This window comes from uncultured Nonlabens sp., from assembly GCF_947495285.1.
Classification (GTDB): Bacteria; Bacteroidota; Bacteroidia; order Flavobacteriales; family Flavobacteriaceae; genus Nonlabens.
The window spans coordinates 69695-86391 of the sequence record NZ_CANLXZ010000009.1; the positions used below are offsets into that span (position 1 = coordinate 69695).

Here is a 16697-nt window from a genome sequence, read left to right on the forward strand (position 1 = left end):
GTTAATCTATAACCTCGCTTACTACCATATAATTTACAATCGCTTCTTTCATTAATAAAGACTGTTCTCCAGCTTTAAGAGGTGGCAAATTCTCCTTAACAATGTAATGTGGCCATTTATCATCGTCATAATGAGAAAATTCATAATAACCATAAGGCTCTAAAACCCTACATATAGCTATATGCATCAATTGTAGTTTTTCATCTTTTTGAAACTTGCGATGCAATTGACCTAGTTCTTGCAGGCCTATTATAAATAATATAGCGTCTAGATCCATCTCATCACCATCTGCAAATCGAGATTGAAAAAACGCTACTGTACGCGCCCATCTATCTTTTAATTGTTCATCTCTAGTCATAGAACAAATATACTTCTAGAAAGCTTTATTAAGGAGTATATATTTGTTTTAATTCCGCTTTCGCGAAAGCGGAACACCTATAGCCATCTCTATAAAAACATACTGTGTTATATAAAATGTTAGAGATTTAAAAGTCATTTCTTACATCTATACTTCTTTATCTTTGTAAAATAAATAAGACACATGAAACTTTACCTCGTTCCTACACCTATCGGTAATCTTAAAGACATGACCTATCGTGCGGTAGAAGTATTAAAAGAGGTAGACATTATTCTTGCCGAGGACACGAGAACTAGTGGTAAATTATTACAGCATTATGGTATTGCTACTCAAATGCTATCTTACCACATGCATAATGAGCATAAAATAAGTGACACTATTGTAAAGAGAATACAAGCAGGTGAGACTATGGCTCTTATTACTGATGCTGGTTCTCCAGGGATAAGTGATCCAGGTTTTTTACTAACTCGCAAGCTTATCGAAAATGAGTTAGAAGTACAATCGTTACCTGGTGCAACGGCTTTTGTGCCTGCTCTTACAGTTTCTGGAATGCCATGTGATAAATTTATATTTGAAGGGTTTCTGCCTGTTAAAAAAGGAAGGCAAAAACGCCTAGAATTTCTCAAAGAAGAAACGAGAACGATCGTGTTCTATGAATCGCCTCATAAATTATTAAAAACTCTAGCCGACTTTAAATCGCACTACGGAGAAGAACGACAGGTTTCTGTATCTCGTGAGATAACAAAACTCTACGAAGAGCATTTTAGAGGTACGGTTACAGAAGCTATTGCCCATTTCGAACACAAAAAACCTAAGGGTGAATTTGTAGTGGTGCTGGCAGGTGCTAATTAACCGCATAACTGATTAAGCTTACTATTAGATAGTTGCTTAAATAAAATTAGTGGAGTTAGGTTTACAGTTATGTAATTAGTCTAAATATTCAAGAACGTGATGGCTACAGCTTAATTTTTTAAATCAATCTATCTCCACCATTACCGGACAGTGATCACTATGTACGGCCTCGCTTAAAATTACAGCGCGTTTTACTCTGTCTTTTAAAGAGTTGTTTACCATGTGGTAGTCTAGTCTCCATCCTTTATTTCTAGCACGAGAACCACCACGATAACTCCACCAGGAGTACTGGTCAGGCTCTTGATTAAACATTCTAAAAGTGTCTATAAAACCACTTTCTACAAAACGGTCCATCCACTCACGTTCTTCTGGTAAAAATCCAGAGGTTTTCTTAAGTCCTACAGGATTATGAATGTCTATAGCCTTATGGCAAATATTATAATCACCACAAACTAATAAATTAGGACGCTCTTTTCTTAATTCCTTAGAATACTCTAGAAACTGCTCCATATATTCAAATTTAAAGCCCAGTCGTTCATCATTAGTACCGCTAGGTAAATACATAGACATTATAGATAGATCGCCAAAATCGGCTCTAATGTTTCTACCTTCAAAGTCCATAGTTTCTATACCGGTTCCATATTCTACATGATCTGGTTTTATCTTAGAAATAATAGCTGTACCAGAATAGCCTTTCTTTTGTGCGCTGTAATAGTATTGGTGCTCGTACCCAGCTTCTTTAAATGCCTCTGTATCTATCTGACTTTCTTGTGCCTTAATTTCTTGTAAACAAAGAACATCTGGATTTGCAGCTGTTAACCATTTGATGAATTCTTTCTTCATCGCTGCTCTGATGCCGTTTACGTTATAAGATATTATTTTCATTTTTTTTTCTTTTCTATGATTGTATTCACCAATGGCAGACTGAAGTCTGCCGCTAGGAATTTAATTTGTCGCGTCGCGGCGTTCTTGTTATTTAGCGGAATTAATTCCTCTTTTTCTTGTGAGTTTATTTCAGAATTTTCATTTTTTTTCACAAACCCACAAACTCACAGCGCATTACTCTTTATACATCCCTACTGTTAGTTTTCCATTGTCACCCATCATGGCGCGATACATTCCAGCGGTATTAAATTCCATGGAAATGTTTCCTAATCTATCTAGTGCAACTATCCCTCCGGTACCACCTAGATCCACTAATTTTTCTTGAATTATTTCTTCCGTTGCTTCTTCTAGTGTGCGGTCACCGTATTCCATTAATGCGCTTATGTCATAAGCCACTTGTGCTCTTATAAAATACTCGCCGTGTCCCGTACTCGATACACCACAAGTTTTATTGTTAGCATAGGTGCCACTTCCTATAATCGGAGAATCGCCTATACGGCCATATTTTTTATTGGTCATACCGCCAGTACTAGTTCCTGCTGCTATATTTCCGTTTCTATCGAGAGCAACACATCCTACAGTACCATATTTAGAATCTTTTATAAAAGGATCTTCGATTTCTAATCGTGCAACTGTTTTCTGATCTTTAGCTTTTTCTCTTTCTAAGACGCGCTGTAAAGATTTGAAACGACGCTCTGTGTAGAAATATTTATTATCCACTATTTCAATGTTTTTGTCATCAAGGGATGTTGCAAAAGAGTCTGCTCCAGCACCACTTAATAATACATGTTCAGAATCTGTCATCACTTTTCTGGCTAGTGAGATAGGGTTTTTAACCGTAGTCACACCGGCAATTGCACCAGCATTGAGTGTTGTACCGTCCATGAAACTAGCGTCCAGAGAATTGATGCCGTCATGCGTAAAAACTGCTCCTTTACCAGAGTTAAATAACGGCGAGTCTTCCATAATTCTTATGCTTGCTTCTACGGCATCCATGGCGCTGCCGCCATTTCTTAAGATTTCATGACCTGCTTTTATCGATTCTGTTAATTTCTCATTGTATTGCGCTTCTAGTTCTGGAGTCATGTTCTCCTTTTTTATAGTGCCTGCGCCACCATGAATGACTATAGCAAATTCATTAGTTATTTCTTCTACCTCTAAGATGCTAGAATCTGTAGGAGTTGTTGTGCTTTCCTTAGTTTTTTGATTACAAGAAATCAATAAAACTGACACGAGCATGTATAGCAAGTTCTTCATAGTAATAGGGTTTAATATCTATAATTGCGATCTTTTTTTTTGTCGCTATGTTTCTTCTTATCATTAAGACGTTTGCGTTTAACAGACTTAGGTACAGTCCTTTTTCTACGTACTTTAATGATTACACTAGCTTTGGAAAGTATGGCAAGTAGTTTTTTAAAAACCAGTTCTTTGTTTTTGGCCTGACTTCTGGATTCTTGACAATTGACTTGTAAAAAGCCATCGCTAGTAAGTTGTTTAAATAACGCTGTTTTAATCCTTTCGTGTTCCGCTTTCGCGAAAGCGAGACTATTTAAAACATCAAAATACAATTGAACCTTTGTGGCCACCTTATTTACATTTTGTCCACCGGGACCACTGCTGGCAACTGCTTTATATTGTACTTCTTTATGTAGTTGTTCTATATTCATTAATCTAGCTGGTGTGCAGATTTTAGTAAGTCGTTCACTGTTTTTACAGGATTAAAAGTAATTAATGGTACTTCTACAAAAATGGTGTTCCAGTAGGCCATGCCGCCATTCCATAATCCTGGTAACTCTTGTGCTTTTATACACATTCCTTTGCGAGATTTATGAGTTATGAAACCGGTTTCTTCATCACAAAAATCCATGAGATTAAATTTGTTTCCTTTGTAATCACGTACACTACAAATTAGATCTACTGGGTTGAAATGTGTTGCTTTTACGGCAATAGCTTGTTGGCTTTTATTTTTAGGATCAATTTGTGCACTTTCTATAATTTGAAGTGAGAGTTCGCCTTTTTGATTGTGAATCCAGAAAGGGCCACCTCCAGGTTCTCCTTCATTTTTAACCATACCGCAAACTCTCAATGGACGATTAAGTTTTTCATATAAATACTCTAATTGGTACTCATAAGCATATTTCTTATAATCTGTCGGTAGTACATTATCGAGCTGTTGGGTGATAAAACTTTCTACCTCTTGTTTCAACTCATCACTTATTTTCTTGCTATCTATAGTTTTAAGATAGTGGTAAGTTTTATTCCTAATTTGTATTAAATAACCGGCAAGAAATTTTTTGTATTCACTAACCTGCTTTTCATATGCAGACGTGGTTACGTTATCTATGTTTTTAATAAAAATTAAATCAGCATCTAGCTCGTTTAAATTTTCTAATAATGCTCCATGTCCCGCAGGACGGAAGAATAGAGACCCATCTTCTAGAACAACTGCCTTATTGTTACTATCTACCGCAATAGTGTCTGTGCTGTCAGATTGATGTGAAAAACTGATCTCAAATCTAGTTTTTGTTTTTTCTTCTACTATTTTTTGAATGCGATCAAATTCTTCTTTAAAGTGATTTTTAAAAGCAGGTGCTATGGTAAAATGAAGTCTTGCTAGCTGATTACTACTGGCATATATAGAAGCTTCAAATAAATGCTCTTCAAAGGCTGTCGCTGTGTGGTCTTTATATTTATGAAATGGGACTAAGCCCTTGGGCATGGAGCCATAGTTAGAACCGTTTTCAGAAAGCATTTCTTGTATGAACAGAATCTTTTTAGACTGTACTGGTTTTGCACCCCAATCTTTATGTTTCTTTTTTAAAGATTTTATAATCTTTTTATAGAAAGGGAATTTTTCCATCCCGATAAAAAAGGTAAATAGTTCTGGTGCTTTATTAAGGTTGATGTAACTATTTATAGAGTCTTCATGTGGGTTAAATACAATTAAAAACTCATGTATAAATTGAAACATGCGCGTGGCAGCACCACTGGCAGGGACAAATTTTATTATATCAAGTTGTGGTACTTGTTCTTCATAAAATTTAATCAGCTCTATTTTGTTAAGTTTTTTTAAAGAAATAATGCCGTCATTTATTAAAGCAGGTCTATCTAATCTGACTATAGGAAAACCTGTTTTAAATCGATCTAACTGTTTATGTAGTACTTTTTCAGAAATGCCTTTTTCAATGAGTTGCTTTTTATGTAGGTCAGTTAACTTCATTAATTTGTAATATTTTCAATGGCCGCTAGAGCATTTTTAAATCTATCCTCTCCAGTACCAGATATGATTACGTATTTTTTATTAAAATTTTGTAATCCTTGTTCAAAACGTTTGAACATTCCCTTGCGATCTTCTGGTTTATCTCTTAAATCGTCTGCTACCCATGGAATGTCAACATCTAGCAGTAAATATAAGTCATAATCACTTTTACTTACAGCTGTTTTAAGCTCCTCTGGTGCTTTATCAAAATAAGCCATAGAATATACATAGGTTTCTAAGACATCTGTATCGCAAAATAAATAGTCAGTTGCTTCTTTAATTGCTTCATTTTCAGATATGCGCTGACCGATTGCTATGGGGATTAAATCTTTATACTCACATATAGTTTGTGTTTTGTCATACTTGTCTTGTAAGTAATCACGAGCAAATTCTTCCACATGAACAGTTTTATAATGCTGTGTAAGTTGCTTTGTAAGAGTACTTTTGCCAGTGCTTTCAGGTCCGTAAAGAACTATTTTTAAACCGTCGAAGGCTTTTTGTTGAGGTATTTTTTCCATTCTTGATAACCGAGGATGGCAATAATAAAGAGAAATATATAAAGTATCGCACTGAAACTATAACCTTTGTAAAAATATAGAGGTATTGATATAACGTTACCTAAAGCGAGAACTAACCAGTGCTCTAGTTTGCGTCTGGCCATGAGCCACATTCCTGCAAAGAATATTCCAGTAGTGATCATATCTACATAAGAAACCCAATTTTCTAGCCTATTTGTAATATAATAGAGTAAATATATAGCTAGTCCAGTACTTACTGATATTGCGATCGCGGTTAACCATTCTGCTCTTGTAGTTTTTGAAATGTCTACTTCTTTATTGTTTTTATTACCGTTTAACCAGAAATACCAGCCATACACACTCATGATAAAGTAATAAGCGTTGATCACCATGTCGCCAAGTAGATTCCACTGAAATAATAAGTAGACGAAAATTAGAGTACAAATTATTCCAAAAGGAAAGACTAAAACACTGTTCTTAAATGAATAATAAACACTGACCAGACTAATAATGAGAGCAGCTATCTCTAATGCAATATGTGTTGTACTATAGTCTCTATACTGTCCGAAAATAAATTCTAAAACTGCCATTAAAAGAAAGGCTCATAATTATGACGGTCTGTTTTAACAACTTTCATATAGAAGAGAACTGCTTTAGTCTCTTCCATACTTTTTTCCATTGCTTTAGTTAAGAAACTCATCATAGGAGTGAAATCTCCATAAATTTGTGTGGCAAGTGGGTTTTCTAAAACCTCAAATTCAGACTCGCGCAGGGTTTTTATAAAATCAATGATATGTTGTTCATAATCGTCCTGTAAAGGAGACATGGTAAGTTCTATGGATGCTTTCATTTTTTTAGTTTCTCTCTTACAAATTTAGCCATTCCATTTGATATTCTTTTCAATTGCCGTTCCTACTACAGCCATTTGTGCGCCTGCATCATAAATACATTGTATATCTTTAATAGTTTGCAAACCGCCGCCTACTATTAGTGGTATGTCAATTTGCTGCGTTACTTCTCTTACTATCTCTGTAGAAACCGATTTTAGAGCGCCGCTACCAGCTTCTAAATAAACTAATCTATTTCCCATAAGTTGTGCAGCATATGCATGATTCACAATAGAATCCATATCGCGCTGTGGTAATGGCAGGGTTTGCGAGATGCGTTGCACAGCTGTCTCTTTGCCGCCATCTATTAAGATATATCCAGTAGGAACAACCTCTAGTTTTGTTTTCTTTAATTTATTTGCAGCATGGACTTGCTGTTCTATTAAAAAATCAGAGTTGCGTCCAGATATTAGATTTAAAAATAATAATCCGTCGGCATTTTCAGATAGTTGATGGTGAGATCCTGGGAAGATAACGATAGGTATATTGCAATTTTCTCTTAATTCTTTAACCCATTTGTCAAAATTTACGTTCTCCATCGTGCTGCCACCGACAAAAAAATAAAATTGATCTATTTGTAGTTTGCCTTTAAGGTTGTGGATAGTGAAGATTATCGCTTTCGCGAAAGCGGGAATCGCATCTATCTCCATTTTTTCTGGATCTATAAGAATGGACAAAGAGCGATTTGATTGTTCAATTGTTTTTAGAATATCAGGCATTGCGTGATGGAATTACATAAACTAGCATAAAATTCTCGATTTCGTGAAAGTAAACATCAAACTTTAAATTGTCATTTTGATAAACGATACGAGAGATAGTTAAGTCACTATCCATTTTAAAAGGCTCTACTAAACAATGCGCTTTAAAACCCAGACCTTTTTTACCATAAAGCTTATACATAGATTCTTTTGCTCCCCAGACTACTGTAAGTTCCTTAACAGCGTTATCTATGGAAGATATGAAGTCTTCTTCGTAGCCTATAAATTTAGGAGCGATACGTTTGATTTTCTCACGTTGTTTTTCAATATCTATCCCTATGGGTACGTCACTTATAATAATAGCAGTAAATTCAAAACTATGTGTTATAGAAATATGCCTTCCATCTTCTAGATGCGGTTTACCATTATCTGTGTAAAACAATTGTAAATCACTGTATCCAGCTATTTTAAGTAAATGTCTTATACTTAAAAAACCTCTCCTATGTAGGTTAGAACTCATGGTGAATAACCTGTTTTTTGAATTTTCTGACAGCTCTATTCCTGATCTTAGAAAAGCTTCAGTCTCAGTTATTTTCCAGATAAAAACCTCTGTATTATCTCGGTTGTTAAGGGAATGAAAAATGGGCATAAAAACCGATTGATTTTTTGTAAGTTTGTAGCCGCAATTTAATAAATAAATAATGCTTTTAATTTGTTGATTTTGAATAGAATCAACGACTTATCATTCTTAAATAAAATTCTATGAGTAATAAAACAGTTCCTTACGTACCTAATAAGGTTAAAGATATGTCCCTTGCAGAGTACGGACGTTTAGAAATTAAACTTGCTGAGGCAGAGATGCCTGGTTTAATGTCGTTAAGAGAGGAGTATAAAGATGAACAGCCGCTTAAAGGAGCCCGTATTGCAGGATGTCTTCATATGACTATTCAAACAGCTGTTCTTATCGAGACTCTTGTCGCTTTAGGAGCAGATGTTACTTGGTCTTCTTGTAATATTTTCTCTACACAAGATCATGCCGCTGCCGCTATCGCTGCTGCTGGTATCCCGGTTTATGCTTGGAAAGGTATGAATGAAGAAGAATTTAACTGGTGTATCGAGCAGACTCTTTTCTTTGGAGAAGATCGCAAGCCGTTAAATATGATTCTTGATGATGGTGGTGATTTAACTAACATGGTTTTTGATGAATATCCAGAACTTGCTGCTGGTATTAATGGTTTATCTGAAGAGACTACCACTGGTGTTCATAGATTATATGAGCGTATGAAAAATGGTACTCTAGTGATGCCAGCCATCAATGTAAATGATTCTGTAACTAAGTCTAAATTTGACAATAAATACGGCTGTCGTGAAAGTGCAGTAGATGCCGTACGTCGTGCGACAGATACCATGCTAGCTGGTAAGCGAGTAGTAGTTTGTGGTTATGGTGATGTAGGTAAAGGTACAGCTGCCTCTTTTAAAGGAGCTGGTTCTATAGTTACAGTTACTGAAATCGACCCTATTTGTGCTTTACAGGCTGTAATGGATGGTTTTGAAGTAAAAAAACTTGAAAATGTGGTAGGTAATGCAGATATCGTAATTACAACTACTGGTAACAAAGATATTATACGCGGTGAGCACTTTGAGGCTATGCGAGATAAGGTGATTGTTTGTAACATCGGACACTTTGACAATGAGATAGATGTTGCTTACTTAAATACTAATCATGGTGATTCTAAAGTAGAGATTAAGCCACAAGTAGATAAATATACTGTTAATGGTAAGGATATCATACTTCTTGCTGAAGGTCGTCTTGTTAACCTAGGTTGTGCAACTGGCCACCCTAGTTTTGTTATGAGTAACTCATTTACTAATCAGACTTTGGCGCAAATTGAACTTTGGAATAATAGAGATGCTTATGAGAATGAGGTCTATATGTTGCCTAAGCACTTGGATGAAAAGGTGGCGGCACTTCACCTAGAAAGAATGGGTGCAGAGCTTACAGAGCTTAAGAAAGATCAAGCGGACTATATAGGCGTAAAAGTAGATGGTCCTTTTAAGCCAGAATATTATAGATATTAAGAATTCTTAAATATTCTAGCCTTTTGTTAGGAAATTCAAAAAAATTGACTAACTTTTGGCATCGTAATTGCTTTTAAATAGTTACGCTTTCGCGAAAGCGATATAAAATTAAAGAAGAAATGGATATAATAAAAGACGCAAATGAATGGCTAGGAGCATCGATGAGTAATATGTCGACTAGTGATAGAGTACATTCATCAAGAAAAGCAAAGGAGCTTATTCTAGGCCTTAATGAGATTTACAAGGAAACGAAAGATGTAGAGATAATGGATCTCATGAAATTGCTTACTGCAAAAAAACAAAAGATCGAAAAACGTCTTAAAGGAATTAGAGTGTAATTCTTTATAAAAGTTAGTAGAAATCCCGATTAAATGTACCATACATTTAATCGGGATTTTTTTATCTCTTAAGTATTGTCCTTTGTTTCGTTCTAGAATAAAGAAACTTTATATTCGTTAAACCTAATGAAGCCTTTTATTATGAAGCAGTTTATTATAGTTTTATTGATCGCATGGTGTACAGCATCATGCAGTACAGATTTTCCTAAAAAAGAAGTGAATACAGCTTATCTTAATGGTTTTATTATAGGCGGTAACGCAGCTGGTGTTTACGGTAAAGCTGGTCTTAAAATCACTAGAGATTCTATTAAGATGAATGACTGGCCTGTCTCTAGATTGGTAACAAGTCTCAATACTCTTAGAGACACCTCTATAGTGGATCTGACAGGTTTTTATGAAGTTTATAGTATTCAAATAGCAAATATAGGTGAGTTAGAAGAAGGTGCTTTTTGTGATTCTCTTATAGTGGAATTGGGTAGGGCTGGACTGGCAAATTAAATTTTGTTTTTAAGGTGTACAACGATCATCTTTCAGGATTTAGAGGTTTTTTATAAAACGCGCTCCTAAGGAATTACTTAGTTCTATAAATATTTGAACGCTTCTCTCTCATTGTATGCTGATTAGTTGCTATTCTCGTATTTTTAATCTGGTGTGAACGCAACACCACCAGTGGAAACTGTGTTCTTACAGTTTTTTTCATTATTACATGGAGTGTAGCTTTTTCCATGACATCGCGGTGTACACACAGCAGTGGTGCTGCAGTTAGAAGCGTCGCATGATATAATTATATACCTGAAACACTTAGGTCTCTTCTTTTAAATTCTTTGAGCAATATGGGTTTTACTATAGTTTTTGAAATGCCACCAATAAGGTAATAAGGTACGTTTTTATCTGTATAAACAGTATAGATAATTACATCGGTAAGGTAAACATAGTTGTCATTTCTCTTATAGTAATCCGAATTCCCTTTTTTGAAAATAACAATATAATACCGTCGGTTTCCGTTGACGCGATCGCTGAAACTTTTTGTGTGCTATATTTCACTTTGTTTCATTGTTTCTTTCCTCCTTGTTGTCACTAGAATAAATAGAATATAAGACTGCTATCTATTTAACAATGAATGTCTTAAAAATATGTTTCATTATAAAGTTGTGATGTAGTTAGTATAACTATTTGCAATAATTATTGAAACAAAAAAAATCTCAAACCGAATAAATCGATTTGAGATTTTATTTTTAAAAAAGAACTCGTTCTTAAGCTTCAGCTACAGGAACTATAGATACGTAAGATCTATTGTTTCTTTTCTTAGTAAACTTCACTAGTCCGTCTACTCTTGCATGTAATGTAAAGTCCTTACCAGCATATACGTTTTCACCTGGGTGGTGTTCCATACCGCGCTGACGGATTAGGATATTACCAGCGATTGCTGCTTGACCTCCGTAAATCTTAACGCCTAGACGTTTTGAGTGAGATTCCCTTCCGTTTTTCGAACTACCTACTCCTTTTTTATGAGCCATGATAATTTATTTTATGATCTGTATAAAATTCAGATGCGGTTAAACTTATTTTTCTACTCCACCGTCTAGACGGTCTTGTAATTCTTGTAATTCATCCCATTTACCGTCCACTGCAAGCTGTGCTTGTTGTGGCCATGTAGTTGGTATGTGATTACCTCTTACGCCAGCAATGATTTCAGAAATGTTTGCAGGATCTGCCTTAGCAAGATCTGCAAATGTTACGATACCAGCTTCTACTAGAGTAGATGCTATTTTAGGACCGATACCTTCAATTTTCTTAAGATCGTCTGCTTTACCAGCAGCTTTCTTAGCTGGAGCTTTTTCTGCTTTTGCAGGTGCTGCAGCTTTCTTAGATTCAGACTTCTTTCCACCAGATGCAGAAATGCTTGAAATTTGAATTTGAGTTAGGTACTGACGGTGTCCGTTTTTCTTACGGTATCCTTTTCTACGTTTTTTCTTAAAAACGATTACTTTGTCACCTTTAAGGTGTCCCAGAACTTTTGCTTCTGCAAATGCTCCTTCTACAGCTGGGGCGCCGAGTGTGATGTTGTCACCATTACCTAAAAGAAGAACTTTGTCAATGTTTATTGACGCACCTTCATCCTCTTGTAAACGATGTACAAACAACTTTTGATCTTTCTCGATCTTGAATTGTTGCCCTGCTATCTCTACGATTGCGTACATAATTGTTGCTTATTATTATTAATTTCGGGCTGCAAATATAGTTCTATTAGCTTAGATAGCAAAGTTATCAACAAATTATACAATAATTTGTTGTCTTAATTATTTAAAGGCTTCTGCTTTTCTCTAATATCCTTTGTATTCCAAGATTTTTTGTAGATCGGTAAAATAACTAAGGGTAACACAATGGAAGTAGCCAGTCCGGATAAGAATATAAATAATAATAATGCCATTTCTATACCTTCTCCTGCTACTGCGACCTGTTCTTTTAATTCTAATGATAATTCTCGATGTATCTCAAATAGATATATTGCCATAAATATGGTATATATGATGGTGGCGATAAATCCTGCTTTGATACCAGCTACAAAGCCATCCATGTATTTAAACTCTTTTTTATTCTTGTAAACATCCTTAATCACAAAGTAAATACCAGCACCTACTATTACAGCGTTGAAAAAACTAAGATAGCTTTGCCCAGCATATCCTATAATATCGATGAGTATGAAATAAATTATTAAGGCTGTTGCCATGAAGAGTGCGTACTTTATAGTATGTGTTGCTTTCATAAAAATTGGTTTACTTACAAAGCTCGTTCATAGTGGTCTATTTACCAGCTATTTTGATTTTACTTTAACTCAATTGTGGTTCAAAGCATTTATTTTTGGGATTTATTTAATTTTTACGTGTAACAATCTTTAGAAAAAAGATACTAATTTCAATAAAAACTATCAAATGAAAAAAATTGTTTTAAGTTTTGTAGTTGCTTTTGCAACAACAATTGGTTTTACTCAAGAGGTACAATATACCGAGTATGACCTTGATAATGGCCTTCACGTCATCTTGCATCAAGAAAATGGTGCGCCAGTTGTAACTACAGGTGTAATGTATCAAGTAGGTGCAAAAGATGAGGAGCCTGGAAGAACTGGATTTGCTCACTTTTTTGAACACTTGCTTTTTGAAGGTACAGAAAATATAGAGAGAGGTAAATGGTTTGATATAGTCTCTGCAAATGGCGGTAGTAATAATGCAAACACTACCCAAGACCGTACTTATTATTATGAAACTTTTCCTTCTAATAATCTAGAAATGGGTTTATGGATGGAGAGTGAGCGTATGTTACATCCTAAAATTGAGCAGATAGGAGTAGATACTCAAAATGAAGTTGTAAAAGAAGAAAAGCGCCAGCGTATAGATAATGCACCTTATGGAGCTATTATCTATAGAACTGGTATTGATAAGCATTTGTTTAAATCTCACCCTTATGGACAGAGTGTTATTGGATCTATGGAAGATTTGAATGCTGCAAAGCTTTCTGAATTTCAGGACTTCAATGATAAGTATTATAACCCTAATAATGCGGTACTGGTGGTAGCGGGAGATATCGATATCAATGCTACTAAAAATATGATCAAAGACTATTTTGGTCCTATTAAAAACAAAGCGCCTAGAAATGCACGTAAGGTGATCGTAGAACAGCCTATTACTTCAACACGTTTTGCTACAGAATACGATGCTAACATTCAGATTCCAGTAAAGATATTTTCTTATATCACGCCTAAGTCTACAGATCGCGATGCTTATGTGATCGACTACATCTCTGCAGTACTTACTGGTGGAGCTAGTTCTAGAATGCAAAAAAGAATGGTAGATGAGGAGCAAATAGCGCTTCAGGTTTTAGCATTCGGACAGTCTAATCAAGATTATGGAACTTACACGATGGGTGCTCTTGCCAAAGGAGATATTGAGTTGAACAAGTTAGCAGAAGTGATGGATGAAGAAATTTTAAAGCTTCAAACAGAATTAATTTCAGAAAGAGAATATCAAAAATTACAAAACCAATTTGAAGCACAATATGTAAGTTCAAATTCACGTGTAGAAGGTATTGCAGCTTCATTAGCTCGTTACCACATGTTAATGGGAGACACTAGTCTTATTAATCAAGAGTTAGATATTTATAGAGGTATCACTCGCGAGGATATTAAGCGTGTTGCAAATCAATATTTAAATTCTAATCAAAGATTAGAACTAGATTACCTTGCCGGAACCGCTCCTACAAAAGAGGAAATGAAAGCTGCTGTGGACGAAATCAAGATAGTAGATAATAAATTACAAATCAACAAGATTTACTTTGATAACGATAAGGCTCTAATAACAGCTAGCGCAAGCAAAGAGTTAGATCGTATCGTTAATATAATGAATAAAAACGCATCGATGGAGATTCTTGCAGAAACGTATACGGATACTAAAGGTAGTGACGCTTACAATAAGACTCTTTCTCAAAAACGTGCAGATGCTGTTAGAAGCTATATACTGGCAAAAGGTATTGCTCCTAACAGGATTAAAGCTGTAGGGCGCGGAGAAGATAATCCTATTATAGATTGTGAAAGCAAAAATTGTTCTGATCAAGAGTTAGAACAATCTAGAAGAACTGAGTTTACCATTACAAAAAAATAATTACCACAATGAAAAAGCAACTTATATTTTTAATGGTACTATTCCTTACAGGAGCTACTGCCATTGCACAGATTGATAGATCACAAATGCCTACTTCTGGACCAACTCCAGAAATTAACTTAGGTAAACCGTATACATTTGTATTAAAGAATGGGCTTCAAGTTCTTGTAGTATCAGATAAAAAACTGCCTACTATAAACATGAGTCTTGATCTTAATAATCCGCCTGTTTATGAAGGTGATAAGGCCGGAGTACAGTCTTTGACTGGTGCTTTATTAGGTAAGGGTACTGCAGAGACTTCTAAGGAGGAGTTTAATGAAAAGGTGGATTATCTGGGTGCAGATATCTTTGTAAGTGTAAACGGTGGTTTTGCAGGTGGTCTTTCTAAGTACAAAGAAGAAATCTTTCAACTATTTACTGAAGCAGCTTTTAAGCCTAATTTTACACAAAAGGAATTAGATTTTGAAAAGTCTCAAGCTATTGAAGGATTAAAATCTGGAGAGAACAGCGCAGCTGCCATTGCTGGCAAAGTACGTAGTGCTTTAGTTTATGGTAAAAATCACCCAGCTGGAGAGTTCTCTACAGAGGAAACTATCAACTCTGTGACTCTAGAAGACGTTAACACGTTTTATAAAAATTATTTTAAGCCGTCTAATGGCTATTTAATCATCACTGGTGATATCGAGAAGAAAGAAGCTAAGAAATTAGTAAAAAAGTATTTCGGTAAATGGGATAAAGGAATGGCTACTAAGTCCGTTCTTCCAGTATTAGCTGACGTAGAGGAAACTCAAATTAACTTAATTGATGTACCTAACGCAGTTCAGACAGAGCTTGCGGTTATGAGTCTTTCTGAATTAAAGATGAGCGATCCAGACTATTACGCTGTTCTTGTTGCAAATTATGTGTTTGGTGGATCATTCGGTTCTTACCTTAATATGAATTTGCGTGAGGCAAATGGTTATACATACGGTGCACGTTCTAATATAGGTACAGGTAGAAACTATAAAGGAACTTTCACTGCAACTGCAAAGGTGCGTAATGAGGTTACTGATAGTGCCCTAGTAGAGACTTTTAAAGAACTGAATAGAATCAGAGATGAGTATGTAGAGGACGAGATGCTTTCTACTGCAAAGGCAAAGTTCTTAGGTAGCTTTATCATGCAGTCAGAGGATAAGTCTGTAGTAGCAAGTCGTTCTATTAATATCGAGAAGAATAATCTTGATAAAGATTTTTATAAGAACTTTATTTCCAACATTGATAAGGTAACTAAAGAAGATGTTAAACGTGTTGCAAATAAATACCTAAACCCAGATAACTTGCGTATCGTATTAGTAGGTAAAGCTGCTGATATTCTTGAGCCTCTTGAAAAAATGAAATTAAATGGTAAAACAGTACCGATTAAATTTTATGACAAAGATGCAAACGAGACAGAGCGTCCTTCTACTATAGAAATTCCTGCTGGTTTAACAGCTCAAACGGTAGTAGATAGTTATGTAAAAGCTATAGGTGGTAAAGATGCTGTTGCTGCAGTAAATTCTACTTCGTACTTTGCTATTTATACCACACCTCAAGGTGATCTTATATTAGATATGAAAGCTGCCAAAAATGATAAACTAGTAAAAACGCTTAAAATGGCTGGTAATACTATGATGCGCCAGGTCGTTGCAAACAACAAGGGAAGTGTTAGTGGTATGCGCGGTAGTCAGGAATTATCTGGTGCAGACTTAGAACTGGCACAAGTAGAGGCTATGTTTATTCCAGAACTTTATGCAGCAGATAAAGCAATTCTTGTAGGTGCTGAAATGATGGGCGATAACCAAGTTTATGTTATTAAATGGTCTGATAATAAAAAGGCTTTTTATGATGTAAATACAGGTTTAAAGGTGGCTGAAGAAACTACTCAAGAAGCACAAGGTCAGAAAGTAGCTGTTATGGTTAAGTATGCAGATTACAAAGCGACCAGCGGTGTTAAGTTTCCTATGACTATAACTCAACAAATGATGGGGCAAAATCTTGCTTTTAAAGTAGAAAAGGTATCTGTGAACACAGTTAAAGATGCAGACTTTGAATAAAAGAGTGTAATGAATATGTGTTCCGCTTTCGCGAAAGCGGACTCATATACATCTAATTAATAATTAAAAATGGCTTCTAGAGATGGAAGCCATTTT

19 protein-coding genes and 1 pseudogene are annotated in these 16697 nt (G+C 35.3%); 7 read left to right on the forward strand and 13 right to left on the reverse strand.

The window, feature by feature from the left end; all coding sequences use genetic code 11:
* Position 1 precedes the first annotated feature (1 nt).
* The gene (locus tag Q0838_RS05370; RefSeq protein ID WP_298952146.1) at positions 2-358 is read right to left on the reverse strand and encodes a hypothetical protein; all 357 of its coding nucleotides are present in this window, start codon (positions 356-358) and stop codon (positions 2-4) included.
* 183 nt (positions 359-541) lie between these two features.
* Between Q0838_RS05370 and rsmI the strand changes: the two genes are divergently transcribed.
* On the forward strand, positions 542-1210 hold the full coding sequence (gene rsmI, locus Q0838_RS05375; protein ID WP_298952148.1) for a 16S rRNA (cytidine(1402)-2'-O)-methyltransferase: 669 nt from the start codon (positions 542-544) through the stop codon (positions 1208-1210).
* A gap of 123 nt (positions 1211-1333) precedes the next feature.
* Here rsmI and Q0838_RS05380 read toward each other — a convergent pair whose 3' ends face one another.
* The 9 genes from Q0838_RS05380 to Q0838_RS05420 form a co-directional block, all read right to left on the reverse strand.
* Positions 1334-2095, reverse strand: a complete 762-nt coding sequence (locus Q0838_RS05380) for an exodeoxyribonuclease III (protein WP_298952153.1) — start codon at positions 2093-2095, stop codon at positions 1334-1336.
* A 174-nt stretch (positions 2096-2269) separates the two neighbouring features.
* On the reverse strand, positions 2270-3352 hold the full coding sequence (locus Q0838_RS05385) for an isoaspartyl peptidase/L-asparaginase family protein (protein ID WP_298952155.1): 1083 nt from the start codon (positions 3350-3352) through the stop codon (positions 2270-2272).
* Positions 3353-3363: 11 nt separating this feature from the next.
* The gene (gene arfB, locus Q0838_RS05390) at positions 3364-3762 is read right to left on the reverse strand and encodes an alternative ribosome rescue aminoacyl-tRNA hydrolase ArfB (RefSeq protein WP_298952157.1); all 399 of its coding nucleotides are present in this window, start codon (positions 3760-3762) and stop codon (positions 3364-3366) included.
* Positions 3762-5315, reverse strand: a complete 1554-nt coding sequence (locus Q0838_RS05395; protein WP_298952159.1) for a DUF4301 family protein — start codon at positions 5313-5315, stop codon at positions 3762-3764. Before Q0838_RS05395 ends, arfB begins: the two co-directional genes overlap by 1 nt.
* Entirely contained in the window at positions 5315-5872 is a 558-nt protein-coding gene (locus Q0838_RS05400) for an ATP-binding protein (RefSeq protein ID WP_298952161.1), read from the reverse strand. The genes Q0838_RS05395 and Q0838_RS05400 overlap by 1 nt, the downstream gene beginning before the upstream one ends.
* Positions 5833-6462, reverse strand: a complete 630-nt coding sequence (gene pnuC / locus Q0838_RS05405) for a nicotinamide riboside transporter PnuC (RefSeq protein ID WP_298952163.1) — start codon at positions 6460-6462, stop codon at positions 5833-5835. Before pnuC ends, Q0838_RS05400 begins: the two co-directional genes overlap by 40 nt.
* Positions 6462-6722 carry a hypothetical protein gene (locus Q0838_RS05410; protein ID WP_298952165.1) on the reverse strand — a complete coding sequence of 87 codons (261 nt, stop codon included), beginning with the start codon at positions 6720-6722 and terminating at the stop codon, positions 6462-6464. Before Q0838_RS05410 ends, pnuC begins: the two co-directional genes overlap by 1 nt.
* Before the next feature lie 24 nt (positions 6723-6746).
* A complete protein-coding gene (locus Q0838_RS05415; protein WP_298952167.1) occupies positions 6747-7478 on the reverse strand; it encodes a geranylgeranylglyceryl/heptaprenylglyceryl phosphate synthase in 732 nt (243 codons plus the stop codon).
* Entirely contained in the window at positions 7471-8106 is a 636-nt protein-coding gene (locus tag Q0838_RS05420) for a 4'-phosphopantetheinyl transferase superfamily protein (protein ID WP_298952169.1), read from the reverse strand. Before Q0838_RS05420 ends, Q0838_RS05415 begins: the two co-directional genes overlap by 8 nt.
* A 113-nt stretch (positions 8107-8219) precedes the next feature.
* Between Q0838_RS05420 and ahcY the strand changes: the two genes are divergently transcribed.
* The 3 genes from ahcY to Q0838_RS05435 all read left to right on the forward strand — a co-directional run bounded on the left by ahcY (position 8220) and on the right by Q0838_RS05435 (position 10372).
* On the forward strand, positions 8220-9536 hold the full coding sequence (gene ahcY / locus Q0838_RS05425; RefSeq protein WP_298952171.1) for an adenosylhomocysteinase: 1317 nt from the start codon (positions 8220-8222) through the stop codon (positions 9534-9536).
* 119 nt (positions 9537-9655) lie between these two features.
* Positions 9656-9874, forward strand: a complete 219-nt coding sequence (locus tag Q0838_RS05430) for a hypothetical protein (protein ID WP_104514330.1) — start codon at positions 9656-9658, stop codon at positions 9872-9874.
* A 141-nt stretch (positions 9875-10015) separates the two neighbouring features.
* Positions 10016-10372 (forward strand): hypothetical protein, encoded by a 357-nt coding sequence (locus Q0838_RS05435; RefSeq protein WP_298952175.1) that lies wholly within the window; start codon positions 10016-10018, stop codon positions 10370-10372.
* Positions 10373-11127: 755 nt separating this feature from the next.
* Here Q0838_RS05435 and rpmA read toward each other — a convergent pair.
* From rpmA to Q0838_RS05450, 3 genes are all read right to left on the reverse strand, one after another.
* Positions 11128-11391, reverse strand: coding sequence for a 50S ribosomal protein L27 (gene rpmA, locus Q0838_RS05440; RefSeq protein WP_104514332.1), 264 nt, complete (start codon positions 11389-11391; stop codon positions 11128-11130).
* 45 nt (positions 11392-11436) lie between these two features.
* On the reverse strand, positions 11437-12075 hold the full coding sequence (rplU, locus tag Q0838_RS05445) for a 50S ribosomal protein L21 (protein WP_298952179.1): 639 nt from the start codon (positions 12073-12075) through the stop codon (positions 11437-11439).
* 95 nt (positions 12076-12170) lie between these two features.
* Positions 12171-12641: a hypothetical protein gene (locus Q0838_RS05450; protein ID WP_298952181.1), complete on the reverse strand. Its 471-nt coding sequence runs from the start codon at positions 12639-12641 to the stop codon at positions 12171-12173.
* Between the two features lie 166 nt (positions 12642-12807).
* Here Q0838_RS05450 and Q0838_RS05455 point away from each other — a divergent pair.
* From Q0838_RS05455 to Q0838_RS05465, 3 genes and pseudogenes are all read left to right on the forward strand, one after another.
* Positions 12808-14112 (forward strand): annotated as a pseudogene (locus Q0838_RS05455) (pitrilysin family protein); the annotation flags it as partial.
* A gap of 27 nt (positions 14113-14139) precedes the next feature.
* Positions 14140-14529 (forward strand): OmpA family protein, encoded by a 390-nt coding sequence (locus tag Q0838_RS05460; RefSeq protein WP_298952243.1) that lies wholly within the window; start codon positions 14140-14142, stop codon positions 14527-14529.
* Positions 14530-14537: 8 nt separating this feature from the next.
* Entirely contained in the window at positions 14538-16601 is a 2064-nt protein-coding gene (locus Q0838_RS05465; protein ID WP_298952204.1) for a pitrilysin family protein, read from the forward strand.
* Positions 16602-16697 lie beyond the last annotated feature (96 nt).

Bases quoted from the DNA above. Each gene is read 5' to 3' on its own strand.
- Q0838_RS05410 (WP_298952165.1), bottom strand. From the start codon at position 6,722: ATGAAAGCATCCATAGAACTTACCATGTCTCCTTTACAGGACGATTAT.
- Q0838_RS05460 (WP_298952243.1), top strand. From the start codon at position 14,140: ATGAAAGCTGCTGTGGACGAAATCAAGATAGTAGATAATAAATTACAA.
- pnuC (WP_298952163.1), bottom strand. From the start codon at position 6,462: ATGGCAGTTTTAGAATTTATTTTCGGACAGTATAGAGACTATAGTACA.
- Q0838_RS05430 (WP_104514330.1), top strand. From the start codon at position 9,656: ATGGATATAATAAAAGACGCAAATGAATGGCTAGGAGCATCGATGAGT.
- ahcY (WP_298952171.1), top strand. From the start codon at position 8,220: ATGAGTAATAAAACAGTTCCTTACGTACCTAATAAGGTTAAAGATATG.
- Q0838_RS05450 (WP_298952181.1), bottom strand. From the start codon at position 12,641: ATGAAAGCAACACATACTATAAAGTACGCACTCTTCATGGCAACAGCC.
- Q0838_RS05420 (WP_298952169.1), bottom strand. From the start codon at position 8,106: ATGCCCATTTTTCATTCCCTTAACAACCGAGATAATACAGAGGTTTTT.
- rpmA (WP_104514332.1), bottom strand. From the start codon at position 11,391: ATGGCTCATAAAAAAGGAGTAGGTAGTTCGAAAAACGGAAGGGAATCT.
- rplU (WP_298952179.1), bottom strand. From the start codon at position 12,075: ATGTACGCAATCGTAGAGATAGCAGGGCAACAATTCAAGATCGAGAAA.
- Q0838_RS05400 (WP_298952161.1), bottom strand. From the start codon at position 5,872: ATGGAAAAAATACCTCAACAAAAAGCCTTCGACGGTTTAAAAATAGTT.
- Q0838_RS05395 (WP_298952159.1), bottom strand. From the start codon at position 5,315: ATGAAGTTAACTGACCTACATAAAAAGCAACTCATTGAAAAAGGCATT.
- Q0838_RS05465 (WP_298952204.1), top strand. From the start codon at position 14,538: ATGAAAAAGCAACTTATATTTTTAATGGTACTATTCCTTACAGGAGCT.
- arfB (WP_298952157.1), bottom strand. From the start codon at position 3,762: ATGAATATAGAACAACTACATAAAGAAGTACAATATAAAGCAGTTGCC.
- Q0838_RS05415 (WP_298952167.1), bottom strand. From the start codon at position 7,478: ATGCCTGATATTCTAAAAACAATTGAACAATCAAATCGCTCTTTGTCC.
- rsmI (WP_298952148.1), top strand. From the start codon at position 542: ATGAAACTTTACCTCGTTCCTACACCTATCGGTAATCTTAAAGACATG.
- Q0838_RS05385 (WP_298952155.1), bottom strand. From the start codon at position 3,352: ATGAAGAACTTGCTATACATGCTCGTGTCAGTTTTATTGATTTCTTGT.
- Q0838_RS05380 (WP_298952153.1), bottom strand. From the start codon at position 2,095: ATGAAAATAATATCTTATAACGTAAACGGCATCAGAGCAGCGATGAAG.
- Q0838_RS05435 (WP_298952175.1), top strand. From the start codon at position 10,016: ATGAAGCAGTTTATTATAGTTTTATTGATCGCATGGTGTACAGCATCA.
- Q0838_RS05370 (WP_298952146.1), bottom strand. From the start codon at position 358: ATGACTAGAGATGAACAATTAAAAGATAGATGGGCGCGTACAGTAGCG.